This window comes from Schumannella sp. GW821-FHT10F01 (genome assembly GCF_058809295.1).
In genome coordinates this window covers 1-26,108 of sequence record NZ_JBXASM010000012.1, presented here as the reverse complement: position 1 = coordinate 26,108, position 26,108 = coordinate 1, and the positions used below count along the sequence as shown (strand labels likewise).

General features: G+C 72.6%; 28 protein-coding genes and 2 tRNA genes. 15 read left to right on the top strand and 15 right to left on the bottom strand.

All coding sequences use genetic code 11. The features are described 5' to 3' along the window. Positions 1-57 precede the first annotated feature (57 nt). The 4 genes from AC1RSJ_RS13405 to AC1RSJ_RS13390 all read right to left on the bottom strand — a co-directional run bounded on the left by AC1RSJ_RS13405 (position 58) and on the right by AC1RSJ_RS13390 (position 1,626). On the bottom strand, positions 58-768 hold the full coding sequence (locus AC1RSJ_RS13405; protein ID WP_493118903.1) for an alpha/beta hydrolase-fold protein: 711 nt from the start codon (positions 766-768) through the stop codon (positions 58-60). 31 nt (positions 769-799) lie between these two features. After that, a complete protein-coding gene (locus AC1RSJ_RS13400) occupies positions 800-1,219 on the bottom strand; it encodes a GNAT family N-acetyltransferase (protein WP_493118902.1) in 420 nt (139 codons plus the stop codon). 83 nt (positions 1,220-1,302) lie between these two features. Continuing rightward, positions 1,303-1,373 (bottom strand) — tRNA-Gly (locus AC1RSJ_RS13395). Positions 1,374-1,452: 79 nt separating this feature from the next. Beyond that, positions 1,453-1,626, bottom strand: coding sequence for a hypothetical protein (locus tag AC1RSJ_RS13390; RefSeq protein ID WP_493118901.1), 174 nt, complete (start codon positions 1,624-1,626; stop codon positions 1,453-1,455). A 218-nt stretch (positions 1,627-1,844) separates the two neighbouring features. Between AC1RSJ_RS13390 and AC1RSJ_RS13385 the strand changes: the two genes are divergently transcribed. From AC1RSJ_RS13385 to AC1RSJ_RS13375, 3 genes are all read left to right on the top strand, one after another. After that, positions 1,845-1,919: transfer RNA gene (locus AC1RSJ_RS13385), tRNA-Pro, on the top strand. Between the two features lie 32 nt (positions 1,920-1,951). After that, on the top strand, positions 1,952-3,316 hold the full coding sequence (tig, locus tag AC1RSJ_RS13380) for a trigger factor (protein ID WP_493118900.1): 1,365 nt from the start codon (positions 1,952-1,954) through the stop codon (positions 3,314-3,316). A gap of 96 nt (positions 3,317-3,412) precedes the next feature. Next, on the top strand, positions 3,413-3,937 hold the full coding sequence (locus AC1RSJ_RS13375) for a DUF1697 domain-containing protein (protein WP_493118899.1): 525 nt from the start codon (positions 3,413-3,415) through the stop codon (positions 3,935-3,937). Between the two features lie 4 nt (positions 3,938-3,941). Here the strand turns inward: AC1RSJ_RS13375 and AC1RSJ_RS13370 are convergent, their stop codons facing one another. The 3 genes from AC1RSJ_RS13370 to AC1RSJ_RS13360 are packed head-to-tail and all read right to left on the bottom strand — an operon-like array spanning position 3,942 to position 7,033. After that, positions 3,942-5,978: an acyltransferase family protein gene (locus AC1RSJ_RS13370; RefSeq protein ID WP_493118897.1), complete on the bottom strand. Its 2,037-nt coding sequence runs from the start codon at positions 5,976-5,978 to the stop codon at positions 3,942-3,944. Positions 5,979-6,002: 24 nt separating this feature from the next. After that, positions 6,003-6,560: a tetratricopeptide repeat protein gene (locus AC1RSJ_RS13365; RefSeq protein ID WP_493118896.1), complete on the bottom strand. Its 558-nt coding sequence runs from the start codon at positions 6,558-6,560 to the stop codon at positions 6,003-6,005. Then, positions 6,557-7,033, bottom strand: a complete 477-nt coding sequence (locus tag AC1RSJ_RS13360) for a hypothetical protein (RefSeq protein ID WP_493118895.1) — start codon at positions 7,031-7,033, stop codon at positions 6,557-6,559. The genes AC1RSJ_RS13365 and AC1RSJ_RS13360 overlap by 4 nt, the downstream gene beginning before the upstream one ends. A gap of 105 nt (positions 7,034-7,138) precedes the next feature. Between AC1RSJ_RS13360 and AC1RSJ_RS13355 the strand changes: the two genes are divergently transcribed. The 3 genes from AC1RSJ_RS13355 to AC1RSJ_RS13345 all read left to right on the top strand — a co-directional run bounded on the left by AC1RSJ_RS13355 (position 7,139) and on the right by AC1RSJ_RS13345 (position 9,000). After that, the gene (locus AC1RSJ_RS13355) at positions 7,139-7,738 is read left to right on the top strand and encodes an ATP-dependent Clp protease proteolytic subunit (RefSeq protein WP_493118894.1); all 600 of its coding nucleotides are present in this window, start codon (positions 7,139-7,141) and stop codon (positions 7,736-7,738) included. A gap of 32 nt (positions 7,739-7,770) precedes the next feature. Then, positions 7,771-8,442 carry an ATP-dependent Clp protease proteolytic subunit gene (locus AC1RSJ_RS13350; RefSeq protein ID WP_493118893.1) on the top strand — a complete coding sequence of 224 codons (672 nt, stop codon included), beginning with the start codon at positions 7,771-7,773 and terminating at the stop codon, positions 8,440-8,442. Between the two features lie 114 nt (positions 8,443-8,556). Then, complete coding sequence (locus AC1RSJ_RS13345) at positions 8,557-9,000, top strand: nitroreductase/quinone reductase family protein (protein ID WP_493118892.1); 444 nt, start codon at positions 8,557-8,559, stop codon at positions 8,998-9,000. Here AC1RSJ_RS13345 and AC1RSJ_RS13340 read toward each other — a convergent pair. The 3 genes from AC1RSJ_RS13340 to AC1RSJ_RS13330 form a co-directional block, all read right to left on the bottom strand. Next, positions 8,966-9,607 carry a copper resistance CopC family protein gene (locus AC1RSJ_RS13340; RefSeq protein ID WP_493118891.1) on the bottom strand — a complete coding sequence of 214 codons (642 nt, stop codon included), beginning with the start codon at positions 9,605-9,607 and terminating at the stop codon, positions 8,966-8,968. The genes AC1RSJ_RS13345 and AC1RSJ_RS13340 overlap by 35 nt on opposite strands. Further along, the gene (locus AC1RSJ_RS13335; RefSeq protein WP_493118890.1) at positions 9,604-10,401 is read right to left on the bottom strand and encodes a YcnI family copper-binding membrane protein; all 798 of its coding nucleotides are present in this window, start codon (positions 10,399-10,401) and stop codon (positions 9,604-9,606) included. The genes AC1RSJ_RS13340 and AC1RSJ_RS13335 overlap by 4 nt, the downstream gene beginning before the upstream one ends. 208 nt (positions 10,402-10,609) lie before the next feature. Next, a complete protein-coding gene (locus tag AC1RSJ_RS13330) occupies positions 10,610-11,215 on the bottom strand; it encodes a hypothetical protein (protein ID WP_493118889.1) in 606 nt (201 codons plus the stop codon). A 137-nt stretch (positions 11,216-11,352) separates the two neighbouring features. Here AC1RSJ_RS13330 and clpX point away from each other — a divergent pair, with 137 nt between their 5' ends. Beyond that, positions 11,353-12,630, top strand: coding sequence for an ATP-dependent Clp protease ATP-binding subunit ClpX (gene clpX, locus AC1RSJ_RS13325; RefSeq protein WP_493118888.1), 1,278 nt, complete (start codon positions 11,353-11,355; stop codon positions 12,628-12,630). Positions 12,631-12,633: 3 nt separating this feature from the next. Here the strand turns inward: clpX and AC1RSJ_RS13320 are convergent, their stop codons facing one another. Then, positions 12,634-12,996 carry a winged helix-turn-helix transcriptional regulator gene (locus tag AC1RSJ_RS13320; protein ID WP_493118887.1) on the bottom strand — a complete coding sequence of 121 codons (363 nt, stop codon included), beginning with the start codon at positions 12,994-12,996 and terminating at the stop codon, positions 12,634-12,636. Positions 12,997-13,061: 65 nt separating this feature from the next. On the opposite strand from AC1RSJ_RS13320, the gene AC1RSJ_RS13315 reads away from it, so the two are divergent. From AC1RSJ_RS13315 to AC1RSJ_RS13300, 4 genes are all read left to right on the top strand, one after another. After that, positions 13,062-13,739 carry an FMN-dependent NADH-azoreductase gene (locus AC1RSJ_RS13315; RefSeq protein ID WP_493118886.1) on the top strand — a complete coding sequence of 226 codons (678 nt, stop codon included), beginning with the start codon at positions 13,062-13,064 and terminating at the stop codon, positions 13,737-13,739. A 53-nt stretch (positions 13,740-13,792) separates the two neighbouring features. Beyond that, the gene (locus tag AC1RSJ_RS13310) at positions 13,793-15,019 is read left to right on the top strand and encodes a benzoate/H(+) symporter BenE family transporter (RefSeq protein WP_493118885.1); all 1,227 of its coding nucleotides are present in this window, start codon (positions 13,793-13,795) and stop codon (positions 15,017-15,019) included. A gap of 57 nt (positions 15,020-15,076) precedes the next feature. Further along, positions 15,077-16,087, top strand: coding sequence for an LLM class flavin-dependent oxidoreductase (locus AC1RSJ_RS13305; RefSeq protein ID WP_493118884.1), 1,011 nt, complete (start codon positions 15,077-15,079; stop codon positions 16,085-16,087). Positions 16,088-16,283: 196 nt separating this feature from the next. Then, positions 16,284-17,234 (top strand): hypothetical protein, encoded by a 951-nt coding sequence (locus AC1RSJ_RS13300; RefSeq protein ID WP_493118883.1) that lies wholly within the window; start codon positions 16,284-16,286, stop codon positions 17,232-17,234. A 150-nt stretch (positions 17,235-17,384) separates the two neighbouring features. On the opposite strand, the gene AC1RSJ_RS13295 is transcribed toward AC1RSJ_RS13300, so the two are convergent. Next, the gene (locus AC1RSJ_RS13295) at positions 17,385-19,415 is read right to left on the bottom strand and encodes a M3 family metallopeptidase (protein ID WP_493118882.1); all 2,031 of its coding nucleotides are present in this window, start codon (positions 19,413-19,415) and stop codon (positions 17,385-17,387) included. Positions 19,416-19,536: 121 nt separating this feature from the next. Between AC1RSJ_RS13295 and AC1RSJ_RS13290 the strand changes: the two genes are divergently transcribed. Both AC1RSJ_RS13290 and AC1RSJ_RS13285 read left to right on the top strand, forming a co-directional pair. Beyond that, the gene (locus tag AC1RSJ_RS13290; protein ID WP_493118881.1) at positions 19,537-20,205 is read left to right on the top strand and encodes a helix-turn-helix domain-containing protein; all 669 of its coding nucleotides are present in this window, start codon (positions 19,537-19,539) and stop codon (positions 20,203-20,205) included. Positions 20,206-20,285: 80 nt separating this feature from the next. After that, the gene (locus AC1RSJ_RS13285) at positions 20,286-20,516 is read left to right on the top strand and encodes a hypothetical protein (protein ID WP_493118880.1); all 231 of its coding nucleotides are present in this window, start codon (positions 20,286-20,288) and stop codon (positions 20,514-20,516) included. A 107-nt stretch (positions 20,517-20,623) separates the two neighbouring features. Here AC1RSJ_RS13285 and AC1RSJ_RS13280 read toward each other — a convergent pair whose 3' ends face one another. Genes AC1RSJ_RS13280 through valS form a run of 3 tightly spaced genes read right to left on the bottom strand, consistent with a single transcriptional unit; the run spans position 20,624 to position 23,927 of the window. Next, positions 20,624-20,857: a hypothetical protein gene (locus AC1RSJ_RS13280; protein ID WP_493118879.1), complete on the bottom strand. Its 234-nt coding sequence runs from the start codon at positions 20,855-20,857 to the stop codon at positions 20,624-20,626. After that, a complete protein-coding gene (locus AC1RSJ_RS13275; RefSeq protein ID WP_493118878.1) occupies positions 20,857-21,336 on the bottom strand; it encodes a GNAT family N-acetyltransferase in 480 nt (159 codons plus the stop codon). The genes AC1RSJ_RS13280 and AC1RSJ_RS13275 overlap by 1 nt, the downstream gene beginning before the upstream one ends. Next, positions 21,333-23,927, bottom strand: coding sequence for a valine--tRNA ligase (gene valS, locus AC1RSJ_RS13270; RefSeq protein ID WP_493118876.1), 2,595 nt, complete (start codon positions 23,925-23,927; stop codon positions 21,333-21,335). Before valS ends, AC1RSJ_RS13275 begins: the two co-directional genes overlap by 4 nt. 357 nt (positions 23,928-24,284) lie before the next feature. Between valS and AC1RSJ_RS13265 the strand changes: the two genes are divergently transcribed. Then, a complete protein-coding gene (locus tag AC1RSJ_RS13265) occupies positions 24,285-25,226 on the top strand; it encodes a trypsin-like serine peptidase (RefSeq protein ID WP_493118875.1) in 942 nt (313 codons plus the stop codon). 424 nt (positions 25,227-25,650) lie between these two features. Beyond that, a complete protein-coding gene (locus AC1RSJ_RS13260; RefSeq protein ID WP_493118874.1) occupies positions 25,651-26,001 on the top strand; it encodes a hypothetical protein in 351 nt (116 codons plus the stop codon). Positions 26,002-26,108 lie beyond the last annotated feature (107 nt).

Genomic DNA, 26,108 nt, shown 5'->3' with positions numbered 1-26,108 from the left:
CACCGAACCGGATGCCATGGCCGCCGACGAGCCGCGCGTCGCGTCCGCGCCGGCGTCCTAGCCCGCGACGGGTCCGGGGCCCGGATCCGGTCGTCCCGCCCGACGGCCGTCGTCGCCGAAGGCCCAGGCGATCATCGCCGGGAACGCCGCCAGCCAGAGCGCCGAGCCGTGCTCGCCGTCCCGCTCCGCCAGCACGACCTCCGCGCCGGCGTCGCGCAGCGCATCCGCCCACCGCGTCGCGTTCTCCAGGAAGAACGGCTCGCCGGTGCCGGCGACGAGGACGGTGCGGGGCAGCACGCCGACGAGTCGGTCGGGCGGCTCGGGCGGCCGGAAGCCCGCGCCCGGCGATCCGCTGAGGATCGCGCCGTAGAGGTCCGGATGCCGGAGTCCGAGCGCGAGCGCCAGCTCGCCCCCCGCGGACGCGCCGAACACGGCGGTCCGCTCGACGGGCAGGTCGAGACCGAGCGCCTCGCGCGCCCAGCGCCGCACGTCGTCGACGAAGAACCGCTCGTGCGCCGCGAACCGCTGCGCGTCGAAGACGGGGGAGTACTCGGCGAGCCGCGCCGTCTCGTCCGCGAGCCCGTGCGCGCCGACGATGGCGGTGGAGGTCAGGCCCGCGTCGTCCAGCGCGGCGGCGAAGGCGGCGGTCGCGGCGCCGTCGGCGGCGAACACGATCGACGTCGGATGCGCCGGCACGGACGCCGTCACGTCACGGCCGCCGTCGAAGTCGAGGCGGGCGGTGACGATCCGTCGTGACGTCGCGGTCATGCGACGACGGTAGCCCTGCCGGGCATCCGGGTCATCCGGCGGTGCGCGTCATCCAGAGCTCCGGCTCGTCGAGTGACGCGAACCCGTACTGCTCGTAGAGCCCGTGTGCGTCCGCGGTCCGCAGGGCGAGCCGGCGCAGCCCGAACGGCTCCAGGTCGGCGATGATCCCCGTCATCAGGGCCTTGCCCACACCCCGCCCGCGCGCATGAGGCGACACGAACACGTCGCAGAGCCATCCGAACGTCGCGAGATCGGTGACGACGCGGCCGAAGGCGAGCTGCGCACCGGACGCCGCGTCGTAGATCCCGTACGGGCGCGAGTTCGCGATCGCCGCGTCCTGCACCGCGCGCGACCGACCCGGGGCCCAGTACGAGAGCTCGCTGATCCAGTGGTGCACGAGGTCGCCGTCGAGGTCGCGGGGGTCGCTCGAGAAGCGGAGGGCGTCGGTCATCCGTCCAGTCAACGCGTCCGGGACCGCGTGCGGCACAGCCACCTCGGCACGCGTGGCCGGACGCCGAGTGGGGCGGAACGGGGAGGGGATGACGGGAATCGAACCCGCGTAATCAGTTTGGAAGACTGAGGCTCTACCATTGAGCTACATCCCCGAAGCGCCCGCGCAGACGCGCCGGAACCGGGGATGAGCCTAACGCATCGGGTGGATCGGACCGCCCCGTGCCGCCTCGGTCAGGACGCCGCGCTGAGCTCCACGCGCTCCTCGTCGATGCGGACGGCGACGCAGACGTGCTGCTCCTCCCACGCCATCGCGGAGAACCAGCTCGTCTCGATCGGGCCGGTGTCGCCGCAGTCGAGGCAGCGCGGCTCGAACGCCCGCAGCTCCATGATGTCGATGTCCGCCATGGCAGACAGTGTGCGCGGGCCCGCCGACATCCGGACTCCGGACACGCGGATGCCGCCGCAGTGCGGCCGCTCGGGCGCGCTCCGCAGCGCCCTCGAACCCTGCCCAGCACCCTCCCGGCACGCCCGCAGGCGGCGTGAGGCTAGACTTGCGGGGGCCATTTTCCGGGCGGACGCCGCGCGTGTCCGCCGAACGGCAGCTGGCTGCGGAACCGAACGTCCGGGGCGTAGCTCAGCTTGGCTAGAGCACCCGCTTTGGGAGCGGGAGGCCGCAGGTTCGAATCCTGTCGCCCCGACGACAACCCACCGACATCAGGAGCACACCCCCATGGTCACCACGACCGTCGAGCAGCTGACGCCCACCCGCGTGAAGCTCACCATCTCGGTCACTCCGGAGGAGCTGAAGCCGAGCATCGACCACGCCTACTCGCACATCGCCGAGTCGGTCACGATCCCCGGCTTCCGCAAGGGCAAGGTGCCGCCGCCCATCATCGACCAGCGCGTCGGCCGTGCCGAGGTGCTGAACCACGCCGTGAGCGAGGGCCTCGACGGCTTCTACCGCCTCGCGGCGTCGGAGGAGAAGGTGCGCCCGGTCGGTCGCCCGGAGGCCGACATCCTCGAGTGGCCCGACGAGGCCACCTTCGCCGGCGACCTGAAGATCGCCGTCGAGGTCGACGTGCGCCCCGAGTTCGACCTGCCGGACTACAAGGACCTCACGCTCACCGTCGACAACCCGGACGTCACCGACGCCGACATCGACACCGAGCTCGAGAGCCTCCGCGGCCGCTTCGGCACCCTCGTGACCGTCGACCGCCCGGCGAAGTCCGGCGACTTCGTCACGCTCGACCTCACCGCCGTCATCGGCGACGAGACCGTCGACACCGCCTCGAACGTCTCCTACGAGCTCGGCTCCGGCGAGCTGATCGAGGGCATCGACGACGCGCTGGACACCCTCACCGCGAACGAGACCACGACCTTCGAGGCCCCGCTGCTCGGCGGCGACCACGAGGGCGAGACCGCGCAGATCACCGTGACGCTGCTCACGGTGAAGGAGCGCGAGCTGCCCGAGGCCGACGACGACTTCGCCCAGATCGCCAGCCAGTTCGACACCATCGACGAGCTCAAGGACGACCTGCGCACCCAGCTCGGCTCGTCGAAGGTCTTCGGCCAGGGCGCCCAGGCGCGCGACCAGATCGTCGACGTGCTGCTCGAGAAGGTCGACATCCCGGTGCCGCCCGCCCTCGTCGAGGAGGAGGTGCACCGCCACCTCGAGCAGGAGAACCGCCTCGAGGACGACGAGCACCGCAAGGAGGTCACGGAGGCCACCGAGAAGACGTTCCGCTCGCAGGTGCTGCTCGACTCCATCGTCGAGAAGGAGGAGGTCAAGGTCTCGCAGGACGAGCTGACCACCTACCTCGTGCAGGGTGCCGCCCAGTACGGCATGGAGCCGGGCGAGTTCATCCAGGCGCTCGACAAGCAGGGCCAGATCCCGGCGATGATCGCCGAGGTCGCGCGCTCGAAGGCGCTCGCCGTGGTGCTCGGCACCGCGAAGGTCGTCGACGAGTCCGGCAAGCCGGTCGACGTCTCCGCGTTCACCGCGACGGTGCTCGGCGACGGCTCGGACGAGTCGCCCGAGGCGCTCGTCGACGAGTCCGAGTCCGACGCCGACGAGCACGCCGGCCACTCGCACTGATCCCGCCGCCGGCTCGACCGGCGCACCGCGGCCCCGGAGACCCCACGTCTCCGGGGCCTCTATCGTTCCCGGCGGAGCACGAGTCGAGGAGGACCGATGACGGAGTACGCGGCCCTGCTGCGCGGGGTGAACGTCGGCGGCGTCACGATCAGGTCCGCCGAGCTGGCCGAGACCGTCCGCGAGCTCGGCTACGACGACGTGCGCACCGTGCTCGCGAGCGGCAACGTGCTGTTCCGAGCGGGCGGATCCACCGCCGCGGCCAAGTCCGAGCTCGAGACGGCGCTGCGCGAGCGGTTCGGCTACGACGCCTGGGTGCACGTGCTGACGGTCGCGGCGCTGCGGAGGATCGTCGAGGGCTACCCGTTCGCGCGAGGGCGCGACGGCTGGCACGACTACGTCGTCGTGGTGGCCGATCCGGAGGCGCTGTCCGCGCTGGCCGAGACGGCGGGAGTGCTGGATGCCGACCGCGAGCGCGCCGAAGCCGGCCACGGCGTCCTGTACTGGACGGTGGAGCAGGGCCGGACGCTCGACTCGGTCATGGGGAGGGCGCAGGCGAAGGCGAAGCTCAAGCCGTGGGTGACCGCGCGCAACATGAACACCCTGGAGCGGATGCTGCGCTGATCCCTCAGCCGTCGAGCGCGGCCGCCCCCGACGTCGCCGCGTCGATCGCGGCCGCCAGCGGCGCCGCGAGCGTGTCGGCGTAGGTGCGGGTCAGGTGCTGCGAGTCGCGGTAGACGAGCACGTTGCCGATCACCGCGGGACACGATCCGTCGGCGCAGAACGACGGCGTCATGTCGACGACGACCGCACCGGGGGTCTGCCTCGCCGAGGCGACGAGCCGGTCCTCCGCCGCGAGCGCCCGGTCCTCCGGGAGGGCGCAGGCCCCCGCCCGCCCGGGGTTGGCGTCGAGGCACCCCTGCACGCCGCTGCCGGCCGCCGGGGTGTCGCGCAGCGCGACGATGGTCGCGCCGCGGTCGATGAGCGGCTGCCAGGAGGCCTGGTAGCCGGCGAGGGCGGCGGCGGCCGGGTCCGATCCGACGGGCTGGCCGCGCAGGTCCGCCCGCGACGACGTGATCACGAGCGAGTACGGGTCCTCGGCGGCGAGCGAGCGGTCGACCTGCTCGTTCCAGGTGGCGCAGCGGCCGCGATCCGCCGAGGCGACCTCGCTCCAGTCGACGTGCGAGAACTCGCAGCCGCCCTTGACGTAGAGGTGCAGCTCCCAGCCGCGCTCGCGCGCGATCTTCTCGAGCGCCGACGACCAGTGATGCGCGTGGGAGTCGCCGATCAGCGCGACCCGGGTGCCGCCGGTCTCGCCGACGACGCAGCTGCGCGCGTCGGTGTCGGCGGCCTCGCAGTCGTCCCAGGTGGCGTCGATGTCGTAGGCGGCGGCGACCGTGGACGGCGTGAACCCGAGACGCTCGTCGCCACCCACCGCGCAGCCGCTGCCGGATGCGATCGCGGCGGCGCCGAAGCAGCGTGCATCGTCCGCGCGCAGGTCGGCTGCGAGCACCGCATCCGTGCGCATCTGGCTGCCGAGGGCGATGAGGCCGGCGGCCGGCAGCGCGATCACGACGGCCATGCCGACCGCGACCGCGGCGAACGTGGCGCGCGGACGGAGCCGCGAGAGGGCGCCGCCGATGACCGGGCGCTCGATGAACGAGTGGGTGAGCTGCGCGAGCACGAGCGAGATCGCGACGGTGAGCAGCGCGCGCACGGGATCGGGCAGGTCGATCGCGCGGGGCAGCAGCAGCGCGACCGGCCAGTGCCAGAGGTAGAGCGGATACGACAGCGTGCCGAGACGCCGCACCGGCCAGAGGCGCGCGAGCCGTCCCGCGACTCCGGCCTCGGCACGCGCCGCGATGATGAGCGCCGTCGCCGCGACCGGGAGCGCCGCCGCGATGCCGGGGTAGGGCACGGAGGCCGGCAGCAGCAGTCCGACCGCGGCGAGCCCGCCCCAGCCGAGCACGGCCGCGGGAGCGCGGAGTCGCTCCGGCAGCGGACGGGCGAGCAGTGCCAGCAGCGCGCCGACGCCGAACTCCCACGCGCGGGTATGCGGCCAGAAGTACGACGGCGCGGGCGCGATCGCGGTGAGCACGATGGAGCAGGCGAGCGACCCGGCGGTGACGACGCCGACCACCGCGATCGCGGCGCTCCGCCGTCGGCGCAGCAGCCGCCAGGCGACGAGCAGCAGGAGCGGCCAGACGACGTAGAACTGCTCCTCGACGCCGAGCGACCAGAAGTGCTGGAACGGCGTCGACGGCGTGCCGGACGCGAGGTAGTCGGTGCTCGACCCGGCGAGCGCCCAGTTCTCGATGTAGCCGACGCTCGCGGCGAGCTCGCCGCCGAGCTTCGGCCAGTCCTCCCGCGGGTACAGCAGCCACGCGGCGACCCCCGTCGCCGCGAGCACGACGAGCGCCGAGGGCAGCAGCCGCCGCGCGCGCCGGGCCCAGAACGACGGCAGGTCGATCGTGCCGCGCGCCTCGAGCTCGCGGTCGAGCTGGCCGGTGATGAGGAAGCCGGAGACGACGAAGAACGCGTCCACGCCGGCGAACCCGCCGCGCGCCCACCCGATGTCGAGGTGGTACACGACCACCAGCACCACCGCGAGCGCGCGGATCGCATGGACGTCGGCCCGGAAGGGACCGTGCGCTCGCGAGGCCATCCCGCCGACGGTACGTCCGCGAGGTTAACGGGAGGGAGCCAGTTCCTCCGCGTACGCCGCGACCGATCGCGTATAGCGGGGCAGGATCGGCGCGACCCCGCGCAGCACCTCCGCGACCGCCTCCACCGGGCGTCCCGCGCTCGTCAGCGCGAGGGCGAGGAACGCCGCGGCCGACGGGGCGAGCGGATGGTCGGGGCGCGGCCCGTAGAACGCGCGCAGCATCGCGACGGACTCCTCCGCGCGATCGAGATTGCGCAGCGTCGACGCGTACTGGATGGTCACCTGCCCGAGCAGCGGCTCGGCGAGCCCGGCGTCGATCGCGCGCTGGTAGAACTCGACGGCCTCCGCCTCGAGCCCGGCGGAGTCGCGTGCGCCGCCCTGCTCGGCGAGCGCCTCCGGGGTGCCCGGCCGCTCCGCCGCGAGCTCGTCCATCGCCCGCACGACCGCGAGCTCGTCGAGGCCGGCGTCCGCCCAGACCGCCTCGACGCGGGTGCGCCAGTCGTCGGATGCGCCGTCGCCGCCGGTCGTGCCCTCGCCGACGCCGTAGCCCTCGCCGTCGGCCTCGCCGCTCTCGTGCGTCATATCGTCCCGTCTCCTCCCGTCGGGGTGCCGGGTCCGGCACCCTCCTCCGCCTGACGCAGCCCTCGGGCGCCGAGCACGATGAGCGCGCCGGAGGCGACCGCGACCGTCCAGAAGCCGTCGACGAGGGCGACCGCCGAGGCGGACCGCGGATCGATCGCCGCGCCGACCACGCCGACCGCCGAGACCGCGCCGCCGGCGACGAGCGCGAGCACCGCCCACGACTCGTGCCGCGTCACGGTCGGCTCGCCGGTGCGGCGGAGGCGCGTGCGCACGAGGAAGACGCCGGCGCCCGCTGCGAGCAGCACGGCGGCCTCGATGCAGGCGAGCTGCAGCAGGAACTGGGGATCGGCGCCGGCCCGCAGCTGCGGCGGCACCGACAGCGCGAGCGGCACGAGCGGCACGGCGATCGCGGCCGGCACCAGCGCGGCGGTCGCGGCGCGGGCGAGGCGCGTCGGTTCCGGCCGGGGGTCCATCGGGCCAGGCTACGCCGCGCTCTGCCCACGGCGAACAGTGCCGGGGCGGCTCCACAGCCCCCGGTAGATTCGCATGCGAACCGACGAACGGGAGCGACAGCGAACATGGCCGAAACGACATTCCAGCCGAGTGTCTTCGATCGACTTCTCCGGGACCGCATCATCTGGCTCGGCGACGAGGTGCGCGATGACAACGCCAACGAGATCGCAGCCAAGCTGCTGCTGCTCGCGGCGGAGGACCCGAAGAAGGACATCTACCTCTACATCAACTCGCCCGGCGGATCGATCACCGCGGGCATGGCGATCTACGACACGATGCAGTTCGTGCCGAACGACATCGTCACGGTCGGCATCGGCATGGCGGCCTCGATGGGGCAGCTCCTGCTGACCGCGGGCACCAAGGGCAAGCGCTACATCACGCCGAACGCGCGCGTGCTGCTGCACCAGCCGCACGGCGGCTTCGGCGGCACCAGCTCCGACATCCAGACCCAGGCGGCGCTGATCCTCGACATGAAGAAGCGCCTGGCGGAGATCACCGCCTCGCAGACCGGCAAGTCGGTCGAGCAGGTGAACGCCGACGGCGACCGCGACCGCTGGTTCACCGCGGACGAGGCGCTCGCGTACGGCTTCGTCGACCACATCCGCGACTCCGCGGCCGACGTGATCGGCGGCGGCGGCACCGAGGACGACGGATCGCTCCGCTGAGCGGCGCCCGAGACCAGAGAGACGAGACCAGAATGAACCTCCCCGACTTCTCCGCCGGCGGCGCAGACCTCGCCGCCCGGATGCCGCAGTCGCGCTACATCCTCCCCAGCTTCGAGGAGCGCACCGCCTACGGCTTCAAGCGCCAGGACCCCTACGCGAAGCTTTTCGAGGACCGCATCATCTTCCTCGGCGTGCAGGTCGACGACGCGAGCGCCGACGACATCATGGCCCAGCTGCTCGTGCTCGAGAGCCAGGACCCCGAGCGCGACATCGTCATGTACATCAACTCGCCCGGCGGCTCGTTCACGGCCATGACGGCGATCTACGACACGATGCAGTACATCCGCCCGCAGATCATGACCGTCGTGCTGGGGCAGGCCGCCTCCGCCGCCGCCGTCATCGCGGCCGCGGGCACCCCGGGCAAGCGCCTCGCGCTCCCGAACGCCCGCGTGCTGATCCACCAGCCCGCCGTCGGCGAGGCCGGCCGCGGTCAGGCGTCGGACATCGAGATCCAGGCGAAGGAGATCCTCCGCCTGCGCACGTGGCTCGAGGAGACGCTCTCGAAGCACTCCAAGAAGACGCAGCAGGAGATCAACACCGCGATCGAGCGCGACACGATCCTCTCCGCGCAGGAGGCGTTCGAGTACGGCCTGATCGACCAGGTGCTCACCAGCCGCAAGAACCAGGGCGCGCTCACCGCGTGATGCAGCCGATGCAGCGCGCGTAGCGCGGACGCCGAGTCCGCGAAGCGCCTGAGACGGGCCGTCCACCCCCGGGTGGGCGGCCCGTCTCGCATCCGGCGGGAGTACCGTGCCGGCATGGACGCCGAGAAGCTGCGCGAGATCAACAAGCTCCTCATCGAGCGGTACCGCTCGGGGGACTCGGACCTCGGCGTGCCGGGCATGCACCGCGAGCGGATCGCCCTGCTCACCACCGTCGGACGCCGCACCGGCGAGAAGCACACGGCGCCGATGATGTTCGTGCCGTGGGGCGGGCCGGTGCTCGTCGTCGCCTCGAACGACGGCGCCGAGCATCCGCCCGCCTGGTTCTTCAACCTCGTCGACGACCCGCGGGTGCACGTCGAGCTGCCGACGGAGGACTGGGACGGCGACGCCCGCGTGCTGCCCGACGACGAGCGCGCCTCCGTGTGGATGCGGCTCGTCGTCGACTACCCGTTCTTCGCGGAGCAGCAGGAGCGCGCCGGCCGCGACATCCCGGTGGTGGAGCTCACTCGGAGGGCGTCCCCGGCCGACGGCGCGTGACGACGAGCAGCGTCACCGCCCCGGCGGCGAGCACCGCGATCACCGCGCCGCCGATCCACAGCACGTCGCCGAGCGGCACCGCGGCGCCGCGCCCGTCGTCGTCCGCGCTGCCGGATCCGGAGGCCGACGGCGCGCGGCTCGACTCGCCGGCCGGCGCCTGCTCACCGCAGTTCTGCGTCTGCGCCGTGCCGGTCGCCGGGGCGTAATCGGCGGGCGGCGCCCACGTGAACGACCAGCTGCCGCTGATCGGATGCCCGTCGGCCGACACGACCTGCCAGTCGACCGTGTAGAGCCCGGCCGCGCCGAGCTGCACGTTCTGCTCCGACATCGTCGCATCGACGATCGCGAGGCAGCCGTCGCCGTAGTGGCGGCCGTCCGCATCCGTGACGTCGAGCAGGAACGAGCTCGTCGACCCGCCGATCGCCAGCAGGTTCTGATCGGTGACGAGCTCGAACGCCGCCGGCGCCTCGGTGACCGTCGAGTCCGCCGCCGGCGTCGTCGAGATCACCCGGTTGTGCGCCTCCGCCGGGGCGGGGGTGCCGAGCAGCACCCCCGCCAGGACGACGGCGGCGAGACCGGCGAGACCGGCCGTGCGCCGCGCGGTCACTTCGCGGCGCGCCGCGCCGAGGTCGTCGCCGCGACGGCGATGACGATGCCGACCACGCCCACGACGAGGCCGCCGACGCCGAGGCCGCGGGCGACCACATCGGTCGAGTCCGCGGTGGCGTCCGCCGAGTCGTCCGCGGTCGCCGGCACGGCGGTCGCGTCGTGGCCGGCGCTCCCGTGCTCGTCGGCCGGCGGCGCGTCGTTCACGTAGACGGTCGGCGCCGGATGCTCGGCGCCGTCCTCCGTGCCGGCCCAGTCGACGACCTCGCCGTCGCTGTAGGTCTGGTGCGCCGGCAGCACGAACGAGCCGGTGTCCGGGATCGGCCCGAGCGACACGGGGAACAGCCCCATCGCGCCCGGCGGGATCGCCGACGCGGCCGAGTCCGCCGTCCAGGTGATGTGCGTCACGGCCTCGGTGATCGTGTCGTCGCCCGACGTGACGGGCTTCGGCAGCTTCTCCCGGGTGAGCTCGGCGGTCCATCCCGGAACCGGCACGTAGCTCACGCTGAGGATCGGGGTGTCCGTCGGCAGGTCGAGCACGAGCTTCGTGGTCGAGGCCGTATCCGACTCGGTCGGCACCTTGATGTCGATGAGGGAATACGACCCGGCGGCGGCCTGGTTCGGCGCCGCCGTGACGTGGGCGGAGGCCGCGAGCGGCGCGGCCGTGAGGGCGAGCACGGCGGCCGCGCCGACGGCGGCGCCGGCCCGAGTCGCGAGCGCGCGCCCGCGGGACGGGGTGGATCGGCTGGTCGGTGCGGTGGTGGATCCGGTGATGGATCGGATGGTGCTGGTCATGGTCTCTCTCTTCGCGGAACTGGGGTGTCCGTCGTCCGGATCGCGGACGCGGGCGGCCGGTGCGCACCGTCGACGGTGCGCAGTCGCCGCGAGGGTGCGCGGTGGTGGCGGCAGCCACGACGACCGCGACGGCGTGGGCCGTGGCTGCGCATCGCGGCGACGGCGTGCGCTGCGGGCGCGGCGTCGTCCGGACGGGACGAGGACGGGGTCAGGCGGGCGAGAGCGCCGGAGGACCGCGGAGGGGCCGCGCGACCAGGGCGCGGCGGGAGAGCGACGGGACGATCCGCCCGGCCGGGCGGACGACGGAGGCCGAGGACGGCGCCGGCGCCACCACCAGGGCGAGCGCGACGGCGAGCCGGCGGAGCAGCATCCGCACCAGGGCCGTCTCGGCGCCGCGCAGCACCGCGACGGTGACGAGCGCCGCGGCGAGGTGCGCGAGCGCCATCGGCGGGTCGGAGAGCGGCGAGCCGTGCGCCATGGCTGCATGCTCCGGCGCCGCGGCCGGCGCCGCGCTGCCGGTCACGGCCGCGGCGCCGTGGTGGTGCGCGCCCGATTGCAGCACGGGCGAGCCGAGGGCGGAGAAGAGGTAGTGGAACGCCGCCTGCGCGAGGACGACGATGACCGCCGTGCGGGGGAGCGACGGGCGAGCGGAGGCGAGCACCACGCCGAGCGGGACGGCGAACGCCGCGCCGATCACGAGCGCGAGCCAGCCGGGCGTGCCGCCGCCGGCGATGCCGTGACCGGCCGCCCCGGCGAGCAGTGCGACGGACCCCACCGCGACGCCGCGGAGCGCTCGCTGCCGCCGATCCCGCATGCGGCCAGTCTAGGCAGGGCGGACCGGGCCGTTCTGCCCTCAGCAGACACGCGCCGTCATCCCCCCTCCGGGGTCCACCGCTCGGTCTGCCGATCGGGTTAGGCTTCGAAGCACAGTTCCGGGGGAGGGAGACCCAGATGGCTCGCATCGGTGAGAGCGCCGACCTGCTCAAGTGCTCCTTCTGCGGCAAGAGCCAGAAGCAGGTGCAGCAGCTGATCGCCGGTCCCGGCGTGTACATCTGCGACGAGTGCGTCGAGCTGTGCAACGAGATCATCGAGGAGCGCCTGGCTGAGGCCGGCGAGGAGACCTCGAGCGAGTTCGACCTGCCGAAGCCCCGCCAGATCTTCGACTTCCTCGAGGAGTACGTGATCGGACAGGAGCCCGCGAAGCGCGCCCTCTCCGTGGCCGTCTACAACCACTACAAGCGGATCCGCGCGCGCCAGACGCTCGCCTCCGCCGACGTGAAGCTCGACGACATCGAGATCGCGAAGTCGAACATCCTGCTCATCGGCCCCACCGGCTGCGGCAAGACCTATCTCGCGCAGACGCTCGCGAAGCGCCTCAACGTGCCGTTCGCCGTGGCCGACGCCACCGCGCTGACGGAGGCCGGCTACGTCGGCGAGGACGTCGAGAACATCCTGCTCAAGCTCATCCAGTCCGCCGACTACGACGTCAAGCGGGCCGAGACCGGCATCATCTACATCGACGAGGTCGACAAGATCGCCCGCAAGGCCGAGAACCCGTCGATCACGCGCGACGTCTCCGGCGAGGGCGTGCAGCAGGCGCTGCTGAAGATCCTCGAGGGCACGGTCGCCTCGGTGCCGCCGCAGGGCGGCCGCAAGCACCCGCACCAGGAGTTCATCCAGATCGACACGACGAACGTGCTGTTCATCGTGGCGGGCGCCTTCTCGGGCCTGGAGGACATCATCTCCAACCGCGTCGGCAAGCGCGGCATCGGCTTCGGCGCCCCGCTGCACTCGAAGCGCGACGACGCGCAGCTCTTCAGCGAGGTGCTGCCGGAGGACCTCCACAAGTTCGGGCTCATCCCCGAGTTCATCGGCCGCCTGCCCGTCGTCACCACGGTGTCGCCGCTCGACCAGGCCGCGCTCATGGAGATCCTCACCGTGCCGAGGAACGCGCTGGTGAAGCAGTACCAGCGGATGTTCGAGCTCGACGGCGTGGAGCTCGACTTCGATCAGGCCGCGCTCGAGGCGATCGCCGACCTCGCCGTGCTGCGCCAGACCGGCGCCCGCGGACTCCGCGCGATCCTCGAAGAGGTGCTCGGGCCGATCATGTTCGACGTGCCGTCGAACGACGAGGTCGGGCGGGTCGTCGTCACCCGCGAGGCCGTGATGGAGAACGCCGCGCCGACGATCGTGCCGCGCGCGCCGCGTCGCGCCGAGAAGAGCGCGTAGGGCTCAGCCCGCGGCCGGTGCCTGCGTCGGCGCCGTCGGCGCGACGAGGTTGCGCTGCGCCCAGGCGCCGAGCTGCTCGATCGTCGGCATCACCTCGACGCCGGCGTCCGTGAGCCGGTAGCTGACCGCGAGCGGCGGTCCGGCATCCACCTCTCGGCTGACGAGCCCGGCCTCGGCCAGCTCGGTGAGCCGGTCCGACAGCACGGTGTCGCTGATGCCCGTGACGGCGCGGCGCAGCTCGGCGAACGAGTGCGCGCCGCCGCCGAGCACGGCCAGGATCATGCCGTTCCAGCGCTTGCCGAGGATCGAGAACGCGAGCGTGACGGCGGCGTCGCACATCCGCACGTTCTCCTCGACCTCGGGCATGCCTCCATCGTAGTCGTGCTAGCCTTCCAGGAGTCGCTAGTTTTTCCGGAGCGACTACGAGAACCATGGAGGTCCATCCCGTGTCGTTGTTCCGTCTCGACGCCAGCATCATGCCCGCCACCTCGGCCAGCCGCGCGCTGGCCGACATCGCCGAGGCCGAGTGGAGCGCCGCACACCCCGGGTCGGACATCGTCCGCCGCGACGTCGGCAGCAACCCGGTGCCCGCCGGCGCCTGGGCCGCCGCCGTCACGGCCGGGTTCACGCCGGAGGCCGACCGCAGCGCCGAGCAGACCTCGGCGGTCGCACTGGCTGCCGAGATCGCCGACGAGGTGCTCGGAGCCGAGGCGCTCCTGTTCGCCGTGCCGCTCTACAACTACGGCGTCGCCCAGACCTTCAAGACCTGGTTCGACCTTGCCTACACCGACCCGCGTCTCGGCCCGGCCGCCGGCCAGGCGCTCGCGGGACGCCCCGCCATCCTCGCCACGGTGCTCGGCGGCAACTACGGACCCGGCACGCCGAAGGAGGGCTGGGATCACTCCACCGGCTGGCTCCGCCGCGTCCTCGCCGACGTCTGGGGCCTCGACCTCCACGTCGTGACCCGCGAGTTCACGCTCGTCGGCGTGAACCCGGCGCTCGACGCCTTCACGGACGTCGCCGCCGAGCTGCGCGCGTCGGCCGAGTCGCTCGCGCAGGACCACGGGCGCACGGTCGTCGAGAAGCACGCCGCGCGGCACGCGGCGTAGTCCGGCGCGCACCGCGTTCCGGCACCCGGGGTCGGCCCTAGGCTGAGAGGCCCATGTCCACCGTCCCGCCGCCCCCGGATGCCGGCCCCGCGCCGCGGCCCCGGCTCGACGTGCTCCAGCCCGTCTCCGCGGGGCTGATCGGCGCCGTCACCGGGTTCGCCAGCTCGTTCGTCCTCCTGCTCGCGGGCCTCCGCGCGGTCGGCGCCACCCCGGCCGAGGCGGCCTCGGGCCTGCTCGTGCTCTGCGTCGGGCAGGGCCTCGTCGCGATCGTGCTGAGCCTGAGGTTCCGCCTGCCGATCAGCATCACCTGGTCGACGCCGGGTGCTGCGGTGCTCGTCGCGGCCGCCGGCACCACCCACGACTTCAGTGCCGCCGTCGGCGCGTTCCTGCTCTGCGGCATCCTGCTGCTGCTGACCGGCCTCTGGCCCTGGCTGGCGCGGACGATGACCTCCATCCCGAAGCCGATCGCCTCCGCGATGCTGGCCGGCATCCTGTTCCCGATCTGCATCGCGCCCGCGCAGGCGGCGGTGCAGCTGCCGGCGCTCGCGCTGCCGGCGATCGTCGTCTGGGTCGTGCTGTTCCGGTTCGCGCCGCGCTGGGCCGTGCCGGGTGCGGTGGTCGCCACGGCCGTCGCCATCGTGATCGCCGCCGGACCCGGCTGGGCCGACGGCGCGCACCTCGCGCCGGCGGTCGTGCCGGTACTCCCGACGTTCGAGCCGGCCGTACTCGTCGGCCTCGGCATCCCGCTCTACATCGTCACGATGGCCGGGCAGAACGTCCCCGGCTTCGCGGTGCTCACGACGTTCGGCTACGAGCGTCCGCCGGCCCGGGCGATCCTCGCCGGCACCGGGCTCGCCACCGCGGCCACCTCGTTCTTCGGCGGCTACGCGCTCAACCTCGGCGCGATCACCGCGGCGATGATGGCCGGACCCGATGCCTCGCCGGACCCGCGGCGGCGCTGGATCGCCACCGTGACGTCCGGATCGGCGTACCTCGTGCTCGGCCTCGGTGCCGGCGTGGCGGGGGCGCTGGTCGTCGCGAGCCCCTCCATCCTCATCACCGCGCTCGCCGGACTCGCCCTGCTCGGGGCGCTCGTCTCCGCGATCGCGACCGCGCTCGAAGCGCCGGAGCACCGGATCGTCGCGATCGCCACCTTCCTCGTCGTCGCGTCGGGGATCTCGGTCGCCGGCATCGGCTCGGCGTTCTGGGGGCTGATCGCGGGCGGGGTGCTGATGCTCGTGTTCACGCTCGGGCGGCGAGGGAGCCGCGCGGCCGGGTGAGGCGGGCTCGAGCCGGGCATCCGGAATCCCCGCCCTCCCGCGGTCGTTGAGCAGAGCGTGAGCACGCCCCTCTCGGTCCTCGATCTCGCCCCCGTCGTCTCCGGCGGTACCCACGCCACGGCCCTCGCCGCCACGGTGGACGCGGCCCGCGCCGCCGACCGCCTCGGCTTCTCGCGTTTCTGGGTCGCCGAGCACCACGGGATGCCGTCGATCGCGAGCTCGTCGCCCGCCGTCCTGATCGGCGCGATCGCCGCCGCGACGGAGCGCATCCGAGTCGGGTCGGGCGGGGTCATGCTGCCGAACCACTCGTCGCTCGTGATCGCGGAGCAGTTCGGCACGCTCGTCGGGCTGCACGGCGACCGGATCGACCTCGGACTCGGGCGGGCGGCCGGCACCGATCCGCTCGTGTCGGCGACGATCCGCCGCAACGTGGGCGCGGAGACGGTGGACGACTTCCCGAACCAGGTGATCGAGCTGCTCGCGTACTTCGGCACGATCCCGCCGCTCGAGGGCGGGCAGGGCGGTCGGATCCTGGCCGTGCCCGGCCTCGGCGACGCCCCGGAGCTCTGGCTGCTCGGCTCGAGCGACTTCTCGGCACGCCTCGCCGGGATGATGGGCCTGCCGTTCGCGTACGCGCACCACTTCGCCGGCGGGGAGCAGACGCCGGCCGTGTTCGACCTCTACCGCCGCGAGTTCACGCCGTCGGTGGTGCTGCGCGAGCCGCACTCCATGCTCGCCGTCTCGACGGTCGTCGCCCCGACGCCGGCCGAGGCCCGCCGGCGCGCGCTGCCCCAGGCGCTCGTCATGCTGCGGATGCGGCAGGGCGTGCTGCTGCCGCGCGTCCCCTCGATCGAGGAGGCGGAGGCGCATCCGTGGACGGATTCCGAGAACGACTGGGTCGACCAGCGCCTCGCGATGCAGGCCGTCGGCGACGTCGCGGGTGTGCGCGCGAGGCTCGACGCGCTGGTCGAGGAGACCGGCGCCGACGAGCTCATCCTGGCGACCCAGGGCGGCGAGCTGGCGCATCGGGTCGAGACGCTGGAGGCGCTGGCGCCCTCCGCCGCCTGAGCTGGCGCCTCGCCCGCGCGCAGATGCGTCTCGCGTACGCGCGAAGCGACTGCGCACCCACGTAGGTCCGCAGTCGCCACGACGGTACGCAGCCGGGCCGTGGCCGAAGAACTCACAGAGGCTCGGCGGGGCCCTCCCCTCCACAGTGCGGCCGCAACGCGATCCACGCGACTGCCTGCGGCGCGATCCTCACGGCATGGTCTATCGGGGTGTGCCGCTGGTCGCCGACGCCGATGAGTCGTGGCGTTCGGAGTTCGTGCGTACTGCGGAAGCCGCCACGGCGAGCGAGCGCGCGCAGCTCGCGGCCCTGGCGAAGACGGGGGCCCTGATCCGGGTCGTGCGGGGCGTCTATCGCCGCCCGTGGCCGGAGGGCACGTTCGACGACGAGCGCCATCGTGCACTCGTTCGCGCACGTGAGCTCATCGCTCCCCGCCGCTATGTGTTCGGCGGTCGATCGGCAGCAGCGATCTGGCATCTTCCGAGGCTCGATGAGTGGCCGACTCGGGTCGAGGCGCACGACTGGGTCCTCTCGGGCGGCCGTTCGACGGCGGGTGTCGCTCACCTCGCGAGTGACCGGCCGACTCGGATCGTCATGCGGGGCGGGATCGCGCTCACCTGCCTCGCGAGGACGGTCGTCGACACGGCACGCTCGGATGGGTTCGCGTCCGCCGTCGTCACCATCGACGCTGCGCTCGCGGGGATCCCGGCGTCTGATGGGATCATCCGCACGACGCGCGCGGAGCTCGAGGCCGAGTTGCTGGCGGCCGCCCGTGGCCGCGGCAGCGCGTCGGCACGCGATGCGCTCCGCTTCGCCGACGAGCGCTCGGAGTCTCCGGGCGAGTCACTCAGCCGCGTGCAGATCGATCGTCTCGGACTGCCGAGCCCCGTCCTCCAGCGCCGGTTCGCCGACGCCGAGGGCGACATGTACCCGGACTTCTACTGGCCTGAGTTCGATGTGGCGGGAGAGTTCGACGGACACGTGAAGTACGGCCGAACCGGCGAGGCTACGGCCGAGGCGATCTGGCGCGAGAAGCGCCGAGAGGATCGCCTCCGCCGGCAGGTGAGGACGGTGGTGCGCTGGGACATGGCGATCGCGGCCGATCGCCCGCGACTCGGACGACTCCTCGCTGCGTCAGGAATCGGTTGACCGCCCATCCGACGGTTGGCCCGCTGCCGACTGCGCATCGTCGTGTCGGCTGCGCACTGACAACGGTGCGCAGTCGACACACGCGTAAGCGGAACGGATGCGTCCAGCACCAGAGCCCGCCGCCCCCGCCCGCACCCGCGCCCGCCGGCTCTACTGCAGTCCCCGGCGCTCCAGCAGCGGCTCGATCACCGCGTCGCGGCCGCGGAAGTCGCGGTACGCCTCCATCGGGTCCTTCGAGCCGCCGACGCCGAGCAGGCGGGCGCGGAACCGGTCGCCGTTCGCCCGCACGAGTCCGCCGTTCTCCTTGAACCACTCGACCGTGTCGGCGTCGAGCACCTCGCTCCAGATGTAGGAGTAGTAGCCCGCGTCGTAGCCGCCCGAGAACGTGTGCGCGAAGTAGGTGGACGAGTAGCGCGGCGGAACGGCCGGGTTGTCGAGCCCGACGGCCGCGAGCGCCGCCGCCTCGAACGCCGCCACGTCGGTCACCGCCGCCGCCTCGGATGCCGACAGCCGGTGCCAGGCCTGGTCGAGCAGCGCGGCGGCGAGGTACTCGCTCGTGCCGAAGCCCTCGTTGAACCGCTCGGACGCGTGCAGCCGCTCCACGATCGCGGCGTCGAGCGGCTCGCCGGTCTCGAAGTGCTTCGCGTAGTTCTCGAGCACCTCGGGCCAGAGCATCCACATCTCGTTGACCTGGCTCGGGAACTCCACGAAGTCGCGCGCCACCGACGTGCCGGAGAAGTACGGGTACGCGACGTGGCCGAACAGGCCGTGCAGCGCGTGCCCGAACTCGTGGAAGAGGGTGTTCACCTCGTCGAAGGTGAGCAGCGTCGGCTCGCCGGCGGCCGGCTTCGGCACGTTGTGGTTGTTCACGACGATGCTGGTCGACTGGCCGAGCAGCTCGGACTGGTCGATGAGCGAGTTCATCCAGGCGCCGCCGCGCTTCGAGTCGCGCGTGTAGAGGTCGTAGAGGAACAGCCCGAGGGTCGAGCCGTCCTCGTTGAAGACCTCGAACACGCGGACGTCCGGGTGGTAGGCGACGAGCTCCGGGTGCTCGGCGAACGTCAGCCCGTAGAGGCGGTTCGCGGCGAAGAAGACGCCGTCCTGCAGCACCCGCTCGGCCTCGAACCACGGGCGCAGCGCCGCGGTGTCGACGTCGTAGGTCGCGACGCGCTCCTTCTCGGTCCAGTAGGCCCAGTCCCAGCTCTCGACCGGTCCGCCGGCCTGCTTCTCGAGCGCACCCTGCTCGGCGCGCGCGTTGCGGGCGGCCGGGGGAGCGAGACGGTCGAGCATGGCCGCGACGGCCTCCGGGGTCTTCGCGGTCTGGTCGGCGGTGACGAACGCGGCGTGGTTCGCGAACCCGAGCAGCTCGGCGCGCTCCGCCCGCAGGCGCGAGATCTCGAGCACGAGGTCGCGGTTGTCGTGCTCGCCGCCGCGGATGCCGCGGGCGCGCGAGGCGGCCATGATCCGCTCGCGGAGGGCGCGATCCGACAGCGCGGAGAGGTACGGATGCCCGCTGAACAGGGGCAGCGTGATGAGGTGCCCGCCCTCGAGGCCGCGCTCCTTCGCCGCCTCGGCGGTCGCGGAGACGCCGCCGGCGTCGAGTCCGGTGAGCTCGGCCGCGTCGTCGACGACGACGGCGAGGTCGTTCGTGTCGGCGAGCAGGTTCTTCTCGAAGCGGGTCTGCAGGCTCGACAGGCGCGCGTTGAGGTCGCGGAGGCGCTCCTTCGCCGCGTCGTCGAGGCCCGCGCCGGCGAGGGTCATCTCCTCGTAGCGCTTCTCGACGAGGCGGCGCTGCTCCGGGGTCCAGTCCGCGTGCTCGCGCTGCTCGAAGAGCTGCGACACCCGCCAGTAGAGCTGCGGATCGAGGCGGATGGCGTCCTCGTGCGCGGCCAGCTTCGGCGCGAGCTCCTCCTCGAGCGCGTTCGTGAGGTCGTTCGAGTCGGCGGACGACTTGTTGAAGAACACGTGCAGCGCGCGCGTGAGCGTGCGGCCGCTGCGCTCGATCGACTCGATCGTGTTCTCGAACGTCGGCATGTCGCGCCGCACGGTGATCGCACGGATCTCGCGCAGCTGCTCCTCCATGCCCTGCTCGATCGCCGGCTCGAAGTGCTCGTCGCGGATGTCCGCGAACGGCGGGAGTCCGTGGGGGAGGGTGCTCGGCTCGAGGAACGGGTTCGTCATGCGTCCAGCCTAAGCGCGCTCCCCGAGCACTCCAAAGAAAGCGTTGCAAACGCATCGTTGCAAAAGATCAATTGCAAAGAAGTACTTGCAAAGGATTCTTTGCACGCGTATCGTGGTCGGCATGGCACAGAGCACACCTGACCCGGCCGATCGGCCGGCCCCCGACCGGAAGATCCCGGCGGGCCTCGAGGGGCGCACCCTCGACATGGTCGCGCTCAAGGCGCTCGCGCATCCGCTGCGCATCGCCGTGCTCGACGCGCTCTCCGTCTACGGCCCGAACACCGCCAGCGGTCTCGCGGACCGGTTCGGCGAGTCGAGCGGCGCCACGAGCTACCACCTGCGCCAGCTCGAGAAGCACGGCTTCGTCCGCGAGGTCGAGGGCCGCGGCACGGCGCGGGAGCGCTGGTGGGAGCGGGTGCCCGGCGGCATCTCGCTGCCCTCCGGATCGGAGTCGCACCGGGCGGATGCCGCCACGCGCGCCGCCGAGGACCTCATCAACGCGGAGTGGTCGCGCGGCCGGCAGGCGCTGCTCGCCGACTTCATCACCCACGGTGATCGGCACCTGCCCGAGGAGTGGCTCGACACCGCGCTCATCTCGACGGTGAACCTGCGGCTCACCGCCGATGAGGCGCGGCAGGTGCAGGACCGGATGGCGCGCGCGCTCGACGACGCGGTCACCGAGTTCCGCGGCCGCCGCAACCCCGGCTCGCGGCCGGTGCAGCTCCACCTGAACCTCTTCCCGGTGGTCGACGGCGACGTCACCCCGGACGACGAGGGCGGCTCGCGATGACCGCTCTCCGCACCCCCTCGGACACCGCGTCGATGTCGGTGGTCCGCGACATGATCGAAGCAGAGAAACGAGGTGCCGAAATGTCCGCTCTCACGCTGAACACCGCTCGCACCACCCGCCCGCACGGCCTCGACGGGGCCGTCTTCCGACTCGGCGTCGCGCTCGTGGCGTGGTCCCGTTCGCGCGAGTCGCGCCGGCCGTCGCTGCACGAGCAGCTCGAGTCCGACCGCCTCCGCCAGGAGGCGTGGCGTCGTCGGGACGACGACCGCACGCTGTCGATGTCGCGATCGCAGGTCACGCGCTACATGTGACCTCGCGGGGCCCCGCCCCGACCCGCAAGGGCTTCGACAGGCTCAGCCATCCGGAAGGGTCGCGAGGCTTCGACCGGCTCAGCCGGCCGAAGCCGCCTCCGGGAGGCTCAGTCGTCCGGGTCGTCGATCCGCACGACTCCGCCGGCGGCGTCGAGCCGCAGCACGGGGCCGTCGTCGAGCTCGACGTGCGGTCTGCGCTCGAGCCAGGTGAGCGTCCAGCGCCGGCCGGCTCGGGCATCCGCCTCGAGCTCCGCCTCCACCGAGCGGATGGCCTCGACCATCGCCTCCGGCAGCCGGGCCGGCGGCTCGTCGCCGATGCTCCAGCGCGTGCCGAGCTGCATCAGAGCCGCACCTCGTAGGTGACCCAGCTCGTCCGCGTCGCGACCCGGTCGTAGACGCGCTGCGCGCGCTCGTTCGACGCCGCGGTGATCCAGCGGAGGGTGCCGCCGCCGTCCAGTCGGGCGAGCTCGGTCAGGTGCGCGATCAGGGTCGTGGCCGCGCCGACGCCGCGCGCCGACGGATCGACGAACAGGTCGTCGAGGAACCAGTCGCGCCCCGGGCCGAAGGTGTCCGGATGCGAGCGGTGGTGGGCGAACCCGACGACCGCGCCGTCGACCTCCGCGAGGTGCGCGTCGACGCCGGAGCCGTCCGCGAGCAGCAGCGCCCAGACGTGGTCGAGGTGCGCGTCGTCGAACGCGGTCTCGTAGAACTCGCCGTAGGCGCCGAACAGCCCGCGCCACGCGTCAGCGTCGCCCGGCGCGACGGGTCGGACGAGCACGCCCGACCCGGCACCGCCGGCCCGGTCGCCGTCGGTGCTCATGCCGGCTGCTCCCCGAGCACGATGTCGGTCACCGCGACCTCGGCCGACTCGGTCAGTGCGAGCGTCTCGATGCGGCCGACGGCGCGGAGGTCGTCGACGGCGTCCGCGAGCAGCGCCGGCCCGGCGAGCGACGCCGAGACCACCGGGGTCTTCTGCGAGGCCTTCGCGTCGGTCTTCGCGCGGCGGATGCCGATGAGCGCCGCGCTCACCGCCGGCAGCAGGCCGCGGGGCTCGCCGGCGCCGAGGGCGGTGAGCTCCTCGGCCACGGGCCAGGTGGCGGTGTGGATCGAGCCCTCGTGCGTCCACGACCACACCTCCTCGGTCGCGAACGGCAGCACCGGGGCGAGCAGACGCAGCAGCACGTCGACGGTGGCGCGCAGCGCGGTCACGGCGCTCGTCTGACCCGCGCCGGCGCCGGAGTAGGCGCGCTCCTTCACGAGCTCGAGGTAGTCGTCGCAGAAGGTCCAGAAGAACTGCTCGGAGGCCTCGAGCGCGCGGAAGTGGTCGAACTGGCGGTACGCGTCGGTCGCGGTGCGCACGACGACGGCGAGCTCGGCGAGCAGGTCGAGGTCGAGCGGCTCCGTCACGGCCGCGGCGTCCGCGTCGAACGGGAACGAGTAGACGAACTTCGCCGCGTTGAGCACCTTGATGGCGAGGCGGCGGCCGATCTTGATCGTCTTCGGGTTCTGCGGATCGAACGCCGCATCCGTGCCGAGCCGCGAGCTCGCCGCCCAGTAGCGCACCGCATCCGAGCCGTGCTCGTCGAGCATGCCGGCGGGGGTGACCACGTTGCCCTTCGACTTCGACATCTTCTTGCGGTCGGGGTCGACGATGAAGCCGGAGATGCCGGCGTCGCGCCACGGGATCTCGCCGTGCTCGAGCTCCGCGCGCAGCACGGTCGAGAACAGCCAGGTGCGGATGATGTCCTGGCCCTGGCTGCGCAGCGAGTACGGGAACACGAGGTCGAACAGCTCGTCGTCGGTGCCCCAGCCGGCCGCGATCTGCGGGGTGAGCGACGAGGTCGCCCAGGTGTCCATGATGTCCACCTCGCCCGCGAAGCCACCGGGCACGCCGCGCTGCGACTCGTCGTAGCCGGGCGCGGTGTCCGAGGTCGGGTCGACCGGCAGGGCGTCCTCCGACGGCACGATCGCGGCGTCGAGCACCGGGTTCCCCTCCTCGTCGAGCGGGTACCAGACCGGCAGCGGCACCCCGAAGAAGCGCTGGCGCGAGATGAGCCAGTCGCCGGAGAGCCCGTTGACCCAGTTGTCGTAGCGCACGCGCATGAAGTCGGGGTGGAAGCCGATGCGGCGTCCGGCCTCGATCAGCCGCTCGCGGAGGGCGGGGTCGTTCGCGCCGTTCTTCACGTACCACTGGCGCGTCGACACGATCTCGAGCGGGCGGTCGCCCTTCTCGTAGAACTTCACCGGGTGCTGGATGCTGCGCGGCTCGCCGACGAGGTCGCCCGACTCGCGGAGCAGCTCCACGATCTTCGCCTTCGCGCTGAACACGGTCTTGCCCGCGAGCTCCGCGTAGGCGGCGGTGCCCTGCTCGGTGAACAGGTCGGCCGCCGGGGCCTCCGCGAGGAGGCGGCCGTCGAAGCCGATCACGGTGCGGTTCGGCAGCTGCAGCTCGCGCCACCAGACCACGTCGGTGGTGTCGCCGAACGTGCAGATCATCGCGATGCCGGAGCCCTTGTCCTGCTGCGCGAGGTGGTGCGCGAGCACCGGAACCGAGACGCCGAAGAGCGGCGTCGTGACCGTCGTGCCGAACAGGTGCTGGTAGCGCGGGTCGTCCGGGTGGGCGACGAGGGCGACGCAGGCCGGCAGCAGCTCAGGGCGCGTGGTCTGGATCTCGACGGTCTCGCCGTCCGGCCGGTGGAACGTGATGCCGTGGTAGGCGCCGGGCTGGTCGCGCTCCTCGAGCTCGGCCTGCGCGACGGCGGACCGGAACGTCACGTCCCAGAGGGTGGGGGCGTCCGCCTGGTAGGCCTCGCCGCGGGCGAGGTTGCGCAGGAACGCGCGCTGCGCCACCCGCTGCGCCTCGTCGCCGATGGTGCGGTAGGTGAGGCTCCAGTCGACGCTGAGGCCGAGCTTGCGCCAGACGTCCTCGAACTGCTTCTCGTCCTCGACGGTCAGCCGCTCGCAGAGCTCGACGAAGTTGCGGCGCGAGATCGGGATCTGGTCGGCGGCCTTCGAGCTCTTGCCCTCGCCGCCCTCGAACGGCGGCTCGAACGACGCGTCGTAGGGGAGCGACGGGTCGCAGCGCACGCCGTAGTAGTTCTGCACCCGGCGCTCGGTGGGCAGGCCGTTGTCGTCCCAGCCCATCGGGTAGAAGAGATGGCGGCCGTGCATCCGCTGGAACCGGGCGGCCAGGTCCATGTGCGTGTAGCTGAAGACGTGGCCGATGTGGAGGCTGCCGGACGCGGTCGGCGGCGGGGTGTCGATCGCGTAGACCGACTCCTTGCCGGCCGCGAGGGCGGCGGCCCGATCGAACCGGTAGGTGCCGTCTGCGGCCCAGCTCCCGTCCCACTTGGACTCGAGCCCCTCGAGGGCGGGTCGGTCGGGGATGCGCGAGGGCGTGGCGTCGGTCATCGTGATGCTCCGGTTCGATATCGGCGGCATCGCGTCAAGGGATGCCTGAGTGTGTCTTCCGCGTTCATCGTACCCGCGCGGCACCGTCCGGACGGGTGTGTCAGAGGTGCGCGACGGTTGGCCCCCGGGGCACCGGGTGGGGCATCCGGCCCACTGATCTGTCCCCCATCCGGGGGGTGGAGGGTACGTCATGAGCCCCGCTCGTGTACCCCTTTCTCGGTTTTCACGACAGGTCCTTCGGGAACCGAGGTTTCCGGTGCGGGTTCCCTGAGTGACGCGACGATCAGTGCCACGCACCGTCCCAGCGGCGCGGAGCTCTCCAGCACACGGAACGAATCCATACGGAACGAGGATCGAATGACGAAGAAGACCGCGCGTCTCGGCGCGACCGGAGCGGCGCTCCTGCTCGGCGCGGCGCTGACGGCCGGCGGGGCGATGTCGGCGCAGGCCGCACCCGCCGCCGACGACAGCACCGCATCCGTCGCCCACTGGTCGGTGCCGAGCACGAAGGCGAAGGCCGCGACGGCGTACTGGACCGCTGAGCGGATGGAGGCCGCCGCCCCCGCCGAGGTGCCGGCCGCCGAGACCGCCACAGCCTCCGCGGCTCCGGCGAAGGGCGCGCCGGTCACGAAGGCCGCCGTCGCCCCGGCGGCCGCGGCCGTCGCGCCGATCGCGCACATCGGCAAGGTCTTCTTCACGCTCGGCGGCAGCGACTACGTCTGCTCGGGCAACTCGGTTGCCTCCGCAAACGGCAGCGTCGTCTCGACGGCGGGCCACTGCGTGAACGAGGGTCCCGGCGACTTCGCCACGAACTGGGTGTTCGTGCCCGCCTACGACGACGGCGCCGCCCCGTACGGCCAGTGGACCGCCACCGACCTCTACACGACGAACCAGTGGGCGCAGGACGGCGACATCACCTACGACACCGGCTTCGCGGTGGTCTCCGGATCGGGCACCCTCTCGGACGAGGTGGGTGCCTCCGGCGTCGCCTTCAACCAGGACCGCGGGCTGGGCTACACGCTGTACGGCTACCCGGCCGCCGCGCCGTTCGACGGCGAGACGCTGCAGAGCTGCTCCGGCTCGGCCTCGGACGACCCGTTCGGCCAGAGCGAGTCGCAGGGCGTGAGCTGCGACATGACCGGCGGCTCGTCGGGCGGCCCCTGGTTCATCGGCGGCGGCGCCGGTGGAACGCAGAACTCGATCAACAGCTTCGGCTACGACTCGGTGTCGAACACCATGTTCGGGCCGTACTGGGGCTCGGCGATCCAGTCCGCGTACACGGCGGCCTCGGAGTCCTGATCGGACCGAACTGAGCACGACAGGAGCCCCGGGCGCGACGCCCGGGGCTCCTGTCGTATGCCAACTCGCTGGCTGACGAGGCCGCCCGCGGCCACGCCGGCCCCGCGCGGCTTCGAAGCCTCGCCGCGATCAGCGACTGAAAGGGACCGGGTCGTTGCCTTCGACGCTCGTCGATCCCTTGAACGCCGAGATCAGGTAGACCATCGAGGTTGCATCACACGGATACGGGATCTTGTTCGAGCTCCCGTTGGGCGTGAGGGACGGGACGCTGCCGGTGACCTCGCTGTTCGGCGGGCCGTAGGACACAGTCACTGAGTCGGCACCGGTTGTGCTCCACGAGAGCGTGACTGTCCCGACGCCGTCAGTCGACCCGCTCGTGCAGCCCTGCACAGCGCCGGAACCGGAGAATGCTGTCACCGCGAGCTTGGCCGGAGCGACCGTCGGAGTGGGCTTCGGCGTCGGAGTCGGCGTCGCGCTCGGCGTCGGAGTCGGGGTGGGCGTCGGAGTCGGCGTCGCGCTCGGCGTCGGCGACTTCGACGGCGTCCGGCTCGGCGTCGAGGACGCACTCGGCGAGTCGTCAGCGGTGGCGGACGGGTTCCCGGCCGGCGTCGCGTTCGAGGTGAAGAACACGACGAGCGCGATGATCAGGCCGAGCAGGAGCACAGCGCCGATCGAGGCGAGGATGATGACGTTCCGGTTCGGGCCGCGGCCGTCGCCGCCCCCGCCCGAGCCGTCGTCGCCGCCGGTCGGCGGCAGGTATGAGCCGCCCTCATAGCGTTGCGTCGCGGCGGTCGCGGCGGCGAAGCCGCCCGCACCGGCCGCTCCGAAGACCGCGGTCGCCTGGTCGTCGGGCGGGACGGGGCCCGCGGCACCGGCCGCGCC

Excerpts from the sequence above, each read along its gene's own strand:
- AC1RSJ_RS13405 (WP_493118903.1), bottom strand. The coding sequence starts at position 768 with ATGACCGCGACGTCACGACGGATCGTCACCGCCCGCCTCGACTTCGAC.
- AC1RSJ_RS13400 (WP_493118902.1), bottom strand. The coding sequence starts at position 1,219 with ATGACCGACGCCCTCCGCTTCTCGAGCGACCCCCGCGACCTCGACGGC.
- AC1RSJ_RS13390 (WP_493118901.1), bottom strand. The coding sequence starts at position 1,626 with ATGGCGGACATCGACATCATGGAGCTGCGGGCGTTCGAGCCGCGCTGC.
- tig (WP_493118900.1), top strand. The coding sequence starts at position 1,952 with ATGGTCACCACGACCGTCGAGCAGCTGACGCCCACCCGCGTGAAGCTC.
- AC1RSJ_RS13375 (WP_493118899.1), top strand. The coding sequence starts at position 3,413 with ATGACGGAGTACGCGGCCCTGCTGCGCGGGGTGAACGTCGGCGGCGTC.
- AC1RSJ_RS13370 (WP_493118897.1), bottom strand. The coding sequence starts at position 5,978 with ATGGCCTCGCGAGCGCACGGTCCCTTCCGGGCCGACGTCCATGCGATC.
- AC1RSJ_RS13365 (WP_493118896.1), bottom strand. The coding sequence starts at position 6,560 with ATGACGCACGAGAGCGGCGAGGCCGACGGCGAGGGCTACGGCGTCGGC.
- AC1RSJ_RS13360 (WP_493118895.1), bottom strand. The coding sequence starts at position 7,033 with ATGGACCCCCGGCCGGAACCGACGCGCCTCGCCCGCGCCGCGACCGCC.
- AC1RSJ_RS13355 (WP_493118894.1), top strand. The coding sequence starts at position 7,139 with ATGGCCGAAACGACATTCCAGCCGAGTGTCTTCGATCGACTTCTCCGG.
- AC1RSJ_RS13350 (WP_493118893.1), top strand. The coding sequence starts at position 7,771 with ATGAACCTCCCCGACTTCTCCGCCGGCGGCGCAGACCTCGCCGCCCGG.
- AC1RSJ_RS13345 (WP_493118892.1), top strand. The coding sequence starts at position 8,557 with ATGGACGCCGAGAAGCTGCGCGAGATCAACAAGCTCCTCATCGAGCGG.
- AC1RSJ_RS13335 (WP_493118890.1), bottom strand. The coding sequence starts at position 10,401 with ATGACCAGCACCATCCGATCCATCACCGGATCCACCACCGCACCGACC.
- AC1RSJ_RS13330 (WP_493118889.1), bottom strand. The coding sequence starts at position 11,215 with ATGCGGGATCGGCGGCAGCGAGCGCTCCGCGGCGTCGCGGTGGGGTCC.
- clpX (WP_493118888.1), top strand. The coding sequence starts at position 11,353 with ATGGCTCGCATCGGTGAGAGCGCCGACCTGCTCAAGTGCTCCTTCTGC.
- AC1RSJ_RS13320 (WP_493118887.1), bottom strand. The coding sequence starts at position 12,996 with ATGCCCGAGGTCGAGGAGAACGTGCGGATGTGCGACGCCGCCGTCACG.
- AC1RSJ_RS13315 (WP_493118886.1), top strand. The coding sequence starts at position 13,062 with ATGGAGGTCCATCCCGTGTCGTTGTTCCGTCTCGACGCCAGCATCATG.
- AC1RSJ_RS13310 (WP_493118885.1), top strand. The coding sequence starts at position 13,793 with ATGTCCACCGTCCCGCCGCCCCCGGATGCCGGCCCCGCGCCGCGGCCC.
- AC1RSJ_RS13300 (WP_493118883.1), top strand. The coding sequence starts at position 16,284 with ATGGTCTATCGGGGTGTGCCGCTGGTCGCCGACGCCGATGAGTCGTGG.
- AC1RSJ_RS13295 (WP_493118882.1), bottom strand. The coding sequence starts at position 19,415 with ATGACGAACCCGTTCCTCGAGCCGAGCACCCTCCCCCACGGACTCCCG.
- AC1RSJ_RS13290 (WP_493118881.1), top strand. The coding sequence starts at position 19,537 with ATGGCACAGAGCACACCTGACCCGGCCGATCGGCCGGCCCCCGACCGG.
- AC1RSJ_RS13285 (WP_493118880.1), top strand. The coding sequence starts at position 20,286 with ATGTCCGCTCTCACGCTGAACACCGCTCGCACCACCCGCCCGCACGGC.
- AC1RSJ_RS13280 (WP_493118879.1), bottom strand. The coding sequence starts at position 20,857 with ATGCAGCTCGGCACGCGCTGGAGCATCGGCGACGAGCCGCCGGCCCGG.
- AC1RSJ_RS13275 (WP_493118878.1), bottom strand. The coding sequence starts at position 21,336 with ATGAGCACCGACGGCGACCGGGCCGGCGGTGCCGGGTCGGGCGTGCTC.
- valS (WP_493118876.1), bottom strand. The coding sequence starts at position 23,927 with ATGACCGACGCCACGCCCTCGCGCATCCCCGACCGACCCGCCCTCGAG.
- AC1RSJ_RS13265 (WP_493118875.1), top strand. The coding sequence starts at position 24,285 with ATGACGAAGAAGACCGCGCGTCTCGGCGCGACCGGAGCGGCGCTCCTG.